Here is a 6,264-nt window from a genome sequence, read left to right on the forward strand (position 1 = left end):
TCTCCGGACGATAATTTCCCTATCCGTCAATTCTATCAGAATCTGCAAGTTTTGGAGGTTTCTCCGTAGCCTTCGAGATCCGCGGCGTCCTGTGACCCGAGGGAACGGGGTGAACCAGCGAAGCATAGAGACCGAGGGTTTTTGCGACCGTATCGTCCCAGGAATACTGTGAGACAACCTTCACCCTCGCTGACTGCCCGAGGTTACGGGCGAGGGCCGGGTCTGATGCCAGTGCTGAGAGGGCATCGGCCACGGCCCTGGCATCGCCGGTGGGGACGAGCGACCCGCATCCCGAGACGATATCGACGAGTTGAGGGAGGGCGGTGCAGATCACCGGCCTCTCGCAGGCCATCGCCTCCAGGATTGTCCTGGGAACACCCTCCTCAAGGCTTGGAAGGACGAAGAGAGACGACTCCTGGTACAGGCCGGGGAGTTCCTTGTTCGGGATGAAATCCCTGAGGACCACTCTGTCTTCGAGATCCATCTCCCGGATCATCCTGACGAAGTCGTCCCTCAGAGGTCCCCTGCCGACCATCACGAGAGTATAGTCCGGGAACTCCCGGGAGAAATCCCGGAATCCTTTCAGGAGATACTCCACGCCTTTTCCCGGGGTGAACCGTCCTATCCAGAGGATCTGTTTTTTGGATGATGACAAATCTGAAGGGACAAAGACGTTGGTGTCGATGCCGTTATGGAGGACATGAACCCTATCAGAGGAGACACCGAGATCGACCACCTGGTCTCGTTCGGTTTCGGTGTAGCAGATGATCGCATCTGCTGATCTAAAGACCCATCTCCCTATCGTTGGGAGGTAGAGCCGTTGCAGCCAGCCGGGCGCGGTCTGTGAGACGAGGCCGTGGTTCGTGACGACCAGCGGGGTGGACCGGAACTTCCGGGCAAGTGTGCAGAGAACCGTGGAGAAGAACAGGTGCGAGTGGGCGTGAACGACATCGTAAGAGTCCCAACGCTTAAGGAGAGAGAAGAACTGAGAGAAGGAGATAGTATTCCCGAAGAGACAGAATGCTGCATTAGATCTCAGGATATGATACCCATTCCTCTCCTCGGAGGAGGGCTGCTCGGAGTCAGTCCGGTAGGTGAGAACCGTGACATTGTGTCCTTCCTCTGCCTGAAGACGGGACATCTCATGGGCATGAATCTCGACCCCTCCGATAGATGAGGGATAGAGATTGGAGACAACACGCAGAATCTTCATGAACTCTGCCCCACTGGATAATTGATGGAGTAACCGGGATCTCCCACTGTATGTCCTCTGATACACTCTGGCCCACTGCCAAGCACAATCGCAATCATTTCTGCCGCCTCTCTGGTCAATGGGACACCCTCTGTTCAGTCTTCCCGGAGCCCTGTCCAACCGGGGCTCCGGCCGCAGCCGCCCCCCGCCCCTGCATCAACTGCACGAGCGAGTACAGGATGATCCCCACGGTCGCGAGTAGCAGCCCGAGAATCAACACCGAGAACCCGCCGGTGAAGATGATGTAGTGAAACTGGGCGGTGCGGTAGTACTCGGAGAAGGTGTAGATCTCCGCAGCGATGCCGAGGAGCGCAAAGACCGCCCCCGGGATCCCGAAGAATACCAGCGGCCGGCGGAGACTGATCAACTTGATGATGTTCATCAACACCCCGACGCCGTGGGAGACCGGGTTCTCGCTCGAGGTCCCCTCGATGTCGTAGCGGACCCGGATCGGCACCTCGGCGACCTTCAGGCGGTGGTCGCTGATCTGGATCAGGATCTCGGAGCCCGCGCTCATCCCCTCGCCGCTGATGTGGATCGCCTCGATCGCCTTCCTCCCGTAGGCCCGAAAGCCGCTCTGGGAGTCGGTGATCGCGAGGTTGTTCCCGGCAAGCGTGGTCGCGGTGTCGAGGACCTTCATCCCTACTTTCCGGTAGGCGGGGATCTCGCCGGCCGAGCCCTCGACGAACCGGGAGCCGATAACGACGTCGTTGCCGCGCCGGAGCTCGGTAAGCAGCCGGGAGATGTCCCCCGGGCTGTGCTGGCCGTCGGAGTCGATGATGACGAGCTCCTCCGCACCGAGGTCCCGGGCGGTCGTAAAGATCGTCTGCAGCGCCCCGCCGTAGCCCTTGTTGGTCTCATGACAAACAACGATCGCCCCGAGCGCCCCGGCGATCGCGACGGTCTCGTCCGTCGAGCCGTCGTCGACGACCAGGACTTTATCCGCGTGCCGGGCGGCGCCGACGACCGTCTTCGCGATGTAGGCTTCCTCGTTGTAGGCCGGCATGGCAACAAGCGTCCGGACGGCCCGCTGCCCCTTCGGCCAGGTCGCCGGGTCGTCGACGAGGAGGACCGTCTCGTCGTCGAGGTCCACCTCGGCCGTGCCGGTGTGGCTCGCCGGCGTCCGCGTCCGCTTGGTCATCGCGGCGCCTCCCGGGAGTGCGCCGGCTCGGCAGGAGTGCTCTCCGGGCGGGAGAGGTTCGGGTGATCGGTGGAAGAGAACATGGATATCGGAGACGCTGGTGACCGGAGGGGGCTCACTTGATAGGGTAACTGCCACGGATATGGTAAAAAACATGTCGATATCGTTCGCGAGCCCGGGATGACAATCATGCAAAACTGACCCGTTCCGAAGGCAAGAACGGCGGCGCCGGCCGGCGAGGATCGGCGGAATTCCCGGGCGCGGGGACGAGAATCGGTATTAAAGCGTTTCTGAAAATAATCGTTCCCGAAATGCCGTTTGATCAGATATAATCACGCGGAATCCCCCCTGATCGGGAAAAATCATTCGCACGGCGGGGAAAGAGCAGGACGCCAGGTCCACGGGGAGGGAAGAAGCCCGGATCCTCCGTTGCGCGCAAAAAACGCAGCCATAACCAGGTGGTGCGAGCACCGGGCGGCTCCATGGAGGAGCTGCGTACCGGCCGGTCTTCGGGAACCGGGCCGCGATCACTCCCCGGGAGTGCGGCGGGCCGACCATAGAGTTCAGGATGCGGTGACGAGCCGGCCTCCTCCCGTGCCGCGAACCTACGGACCGCCGGCCGAGAACATACAACGAAGCCGGCGATCGAACCCCGATCAGGGCGTGTGCCCATGAAGAGGAACCGGGCGCAACGATCGATGCCAAACCCCTGCCGGCCACAACTCCCCGGGTGGATATGGCTGAGAGAGATCCGGCAGAGCGCCCGGGAGCCTCGACGAACTCCGCGCAGGGAGACGCGGCAACTCTCCGGGCGGCCGCTCGCCGGCTTCCTGAATGAGGAGCTCGACCCCTATACCGCGAGGGATGTCAGGGCTGTGTACCGGCGAACGGGATACTAAGGTATATCTACACAGATGGCGAAGTAACACCGTAACGTACCAAAGCCTGCGAGGAGAGTGATAATATGGCCCAGAAGATCGAGTTAGGCCTCTACCTGGAAGGCGACGACGCCCGCCGCTTCGAGGAATACATGGCGGATCCCGACCGGTACGACACCCCGGAAGGGCGGGAGATGACCACGGTCGGGTACGTGCTCACGGAGAGGAACTGGTAAAATCCATCCGCTGACGCCTCTCCGCTCCGACCTATTTTTATGCGATTGAGATGCCCTCCAGAAACCGCCCGGCAACCCCGGACGCCAAACTACCAAAGATACCACTATCGGACATATCTTTCGAGCACCTCGCCTCAGATCATGACCTCCTGTCTTTTTCCTGCAGGCAACAGGAACTGAACGACTACCTGACCGCCGACGCGCTGAAAAATCAGGATGCTCACGTCGCTGTTACCTATCTCGCCGTGTACGATGGGAAGTGTGTAGGATATTTTTCAGTCTTAAACGACAGCATCATCAAGAAAGATATTGATCCTGAGGACGACAAAGACTGGTATGCCCACTCTTACTATCCTGCGGTCAAGATCGCCCGGTTTGCTACACACCAGGACTACGAAGGAAGAGACATTGGGCGAGCCATGTTAACCGCGATACGGTCGATAGCGACGGAAGTGGCGAAACACTCAGGATGTTGCGTTCTCACCATCGATGCCAAACCCGATGCCGAACCATTTTATGAACGATTCGGGTTTCACAGGACCTTGAAAACCAAAAAGAAGAACACTATCCCGATGTATCGCTGCAACATCTTCTGAGCGCTCGGATAGTATCCGCGTCACGAGGGCTCTGCGGTATAGAGAGACCTCATCTTCCCTCGGTATTGCAGGTAAGTCGTTTCCTCAGAACCCTCCCCACACCTGGCGGAGCGAACGAAGATTGACGGTTCCTGCGCCCCACAGAGAGGTGAGGAGGTCACAGAAGCTGAGTTCAGAACGTTACGTCGTCGATGGACATGGGAACCGGGTCGCAGTCATTCCCCCCCTGCAGGAGAACGAGTGACGCAAGGATAGACCTTCACGACCTTGCTGTTGTAGCGGAGCGGCGCGAAGAGCCGGCCATGGGGTTCGGCGAGTTCAGGGAGCGGTAATGGCAGGATACGCGATCCGCATCAAGGCAAGCGTCGAGAGAGACATCGCGGTATTACCGCACAATGTGATTGCGAACGACGGAACGGCCAGAGTTCGAGCACCGAAGGTGCAGAGGACGACTGTCGGGACGACAGGAGTCCGAGAAGTTGTCAGGCTTCGAGTCCACGCATTCGACGGGCAACCCAAACCAGACGATCGATTGCATGGTAAGTTTCAAGGGGGTTGCCCTCCATACTCTCAAATGAGAGGGCATGAAGGACGGGGCAGAGATACTAAAGCGGATCACGACCGAGCGGGACCGGATCTGCGAGATCGCTGCACGCCACGGCGCACGAAACGTCCGTATCTTCGGCTCCGTGGCGCGTGGGGAGGCGGAAGCGGAGAGCGACCTTGATCTCTTGATCGACCTCGAACCGGATCGGAGTCTCCTCGATCTCGTTGCCCTGAAATCGGAGCTGGAGACACTGCTCGGGATCCCCGTCGATGTCGCCGAGCCCCTAACCCTGCACTGGTATATCAGGGACCGGGTGATGGCAGAGGCGGTGCCGCTGTGAAGGGCGCCACGCTCTACCTGCTCCACATCAGGGAGTGCACCGACCGAATTGCGAGATATACTCGCGGCGGGAAGGAAGCGTTTCTTGCTGATGAGATGATACAGGATGCTGTCCTCCGAAACCTCCAGGTTCTCGCCGAGTCCACGCAACGCCTTGACGGAGACCTGAAGGCAAACCATCCGGAGATCGACTGGCATGGGATCTCCGGATTTAGGAATATCCTCGTGTATCAGTATCTCAGCGTCAATCCCTTGCGTGTCTGGAACGTCATTGAACAATATCTCCCCCTCCTTGCGGGGACAGTCGCCCGGATGCTCGAAGAGATCGGAGATGAATAAGCCTTCTCCGACGACGAGAGAGGTCGGTGCGTTCGAACCTTCACTCCTGGAACTGAAGGCCGGCGCGAAGGTGCTCGACAGCGCCTACATCACGACACGTTACCCGGACAGCATCGCAGGAAACCTGACACCGTCGGAGTACTACGATAAGGAGGATGCCGAGGAATGCATCGAACACGCGGACTCGATCTGCACTGCCGCGAGGCAAGCGCTCTCTTCGTAATCGAGCAGGTCCGGGACCTTGCCCGGAAGATCCGGGCACGCCGGCGCGTCTCCGCCGTCATCCTGTACGGGTCGTTTGCCCGCGGGGATTTCCACGAGGGGAGCGACATCGACCTGATCATCGTCGGGGACTTTCGCGAGCGGTTCCACAAGCGGGCGGCAGCCATCCTCGACCTCACCGATCTCCCGGTCGAACCGATCTGCTGCACCGGGGAAGAGTTCGCCGGTCCGGAGCCCTAACCCGTTCATCCGGGAGGCACTGGCCGAGGGCGTCCGGGTCTGAACGACCACGGAATATCCAGCGTGACTCCACTTCTGCCGGCACAACGTCTCCCTCTGTCAGAGAATGCCCGACTCCTCGTAGAGTGCCGCCAGTTCCTGCCCGTCAGGCCGGCAGTCTACCAGATCATCAAACTGCTGCCGGGAAAGATCGATCTGCTCGGCCATGATGGAGAGCAGCCTATCGCTTATCTCCTTCTTCGGCTGACCCGGGTGCGGATGGCGGTATCACGGCCGTTGTAGCAGAACGTCAGCTTGATCTGCCCGGACATCTCCGCATGGAAGCCCTTCCGGGTGAGCCGCTTGACGTCGCGACGGGCCGAAGGGCCGGAGCGTGAGCACCGAAGGTGCGAGTCGCGACGGGCCGAAGGGCCGGAGCGTGAGCACCGAAGGTGCGAGTCGCGACGGGCCGAAGGGCCGGAGCGTGAGCACCGA

At 60.1% G+C, this 6,264-nt stretch carries 10 protein-coding genes; 7 read left to right on the top strand and 3 right to left on the bottom strand.

The genetic code is table 11. From position 1 onward, the window contains the following. Window positions 1-19 precede the first annotated feature (19 nt). Both FGW20_RS12750 and FGW20_RS12755 read right to left on the bottom strand, forming a co-directional pair. The gene (locus FGW20_RS12750) at window positions 20-1,213 is read right to left on the bottom strand and encodes a glycosyltransferase family 4 protein (RefSeq protein ID WP_301678466.1); all 1,194 of its coding nucleotides are present in this window, start codon (window positions 1,211-1,213) and stop codon (window positions 20-22) included. Between the two features lie 115 nt (window positions 1,214-1,328). Further along, the gene (locus FGW20_RS12755) at window positions 1,329-2,393 is read right to left on the bottom strand and encodes a glycosyltransferase family 2 protein (RefSeq protein WP_301678467.1); all 1,065 of its coding nucleotides are present in this window, start codon (window positions 2,391-2,393) and stop codon (window positions 1,329-1,331) included. Window positions 2,394-3,357: 964 nt separating this feature from the next. On the opposite strand from FGW20_RS12755, the gene FGW20_RS12760 reads away from it, so the two are divergent. The 7 genes from FGW20_RS12760 to FGW20_RS12790 all read left to right on the top strand — a co-directional run bounded on the left by FGW20_RS12760 (window position 3,358) and on the right by FGW20_RS12790 (window position 5,790). Beyond that, on the top strand, window positions 3,358-3,507 hold the full coding sequence (locus FGW20_RS12760) for a hypothetical protein (protein ID WP_299954681.1): 150 nt from the start codon (window positions 3,358-3,360) through the stop codon (window positions 3,505-3,507). A gap of 50 nt (window positions 3,508-3,557) precedes the next feature. Next, the gene (locus tag FGW20_RS12765) at window positions 3,558-4,103 is read left to right on the top strand and encodes a GNAT family N-acetyltransferase (RefSeq protein WP_301678468.1); all 546 of its coding nucleotides are present in this window, start codon (window positions 3,558-3,560) and stop codon (window positions 4,101-4,103) included. A gap of 191 nt (window positions 4,104-4,294) precedes the next feature. Further along, entirely contained in the window at window positions 4,295-4,435 is a 141-nt protein-coding gene (locus tag FGW20_RS12770) for a type II toxin-antitoxin system Phd/YefM family antitoxin (protein WP_301678469.1), read from the top strand. A 252-nt stretch (window positions 4,436-4,687) separates the two neighbouring features. Next, entirely contained in the window at window positions 4,688-4,990 is a 303-nt protein-coding gene (locus tag FGW20_RS12775) for a nucleotidyltransferase family protein (RefSeq protein ID WP_301678470.1), read from the top strand. Then, window positions 4,987-5,328 carry a HepT-like ribonuclease domain-containing protein gene (locus FGW20_RS12780; protein ID WP_301678471.1) on the top strand — a complete coding sequence of 114 codons (342 nt, stop codon included), beginning with the start codon at window positions 4,987-4,989 and terminating at the stop codon, window positions 5,326-5,328. Before FGW20_RS12775 ends, FGW20_RS12780 begins: the two co-directional genes overlap by 4 nt. Next, a complete protein-coding gene (locus FGW20_RS12785) occupies window positions 5,321-5,551 on the top strand; it encodes a HEPN domain-containing protein (RefSeq protein ID WP_301678472.1) in 231 nt (76 codons plus the stop codon). Before FGW20_RS12780 ends, FGW20_RS12785 begins: the two co-directional genes overlap by 8 nt. Then, window positions 5,494-5,790 carry a nucleotidyltransferase domain-containing protein gene (locus FGW20_RS12790; RefSeq protein ID WP_301678473.1) on the top strand — a complete coding sequence of 99 codons (297 nt, stop codon included), beginning with the start codon at window positions 5,494-5,496 and terminating at the stop codon, window positions 5,788-5,790. The genes FGW20_RS12785 and FGW20_RS12790 overlap by 58 nt, the downstream gene beginning before the upstream one ends. 227 nt (window positions 5,791-6,017) lie before the next feature. Here the strand turns inward: FGW20_RS12790 and FGW20_RS12795 are convergent. Further along, on the bottom strand, window positions 6,018-6,264 hold a 247-nt coding region (locus FGW20_RS12795; RefSeq protein ID WP_301678474.1), incomplete at its 5' end, for a hypothetical protein.

This window comes from Methanoculleus methanifontis, assembly GCF_030464365.1.
Taxonomy (GTDB): domain Archaea; phylum Halobacteriota; class Methanomicrobia; order Methanomicrobiales; family Methanoculleaceae; genus Methanoculleus; species Methanoculleus methanifontis.

Coding starts and splice junctions, on each gene's coding strand:
- FGW20_RS12775 (WP_301678470.1), top strand. CDS start 4,688: ATGAAGGACGGGGCAGAGATACTAAAGCGGATCACGACCGAGCGGGAC.
- FGW20_RS12760 (WP_299954681.1), top strand. CDS start 3,358: ATGGCCCAGAAGATCGAGTTAGGCCTCTACCTGGAAGGCGACGACGCC.
- FGW20_RS12770 (WP_301678469.1), top strand. CDS start 4,295: ATGGACATGGGAACCGGGTCGCAGTCATTCCCCCCCTGCAGGAGAACG.
- FGW20_RS12765 (WP_301678468.1), top strand. CDS start 3,558: ATGCCCTCCAGAAACCGCCCGGCAACCCCGGACGCCAAACTACCAAAG.
- FGW20_RS12755 (WP_301678467.1), bottom strand. CDS start 2,393: ATGACCAAGCGGACGCGGACGCCGGCGAGCCACACCGGCACGGCCGAG.
- FGW20_RS12785 (WP_301678472.1), top strand. CDS start 5,321: ATGAATAAGCCTTCTCCGACGACGAGAGAGGTCGGTGCGTTCGAACCT.
- FGW20_RS12750 (WP_301678466.1), bottom strand. CDS start 1,213: ATGAAGATTCTGCGTGTTGTCTCCAATCTCTATCCCTCATCTATCGGA.
- FGW20_RS12790 (WP_301678473.1), top strand. CDS start 5,494: ATGCATCGAACACGCGGACTCGATCTGCACTGCCGCGAGGCAAGCGCT.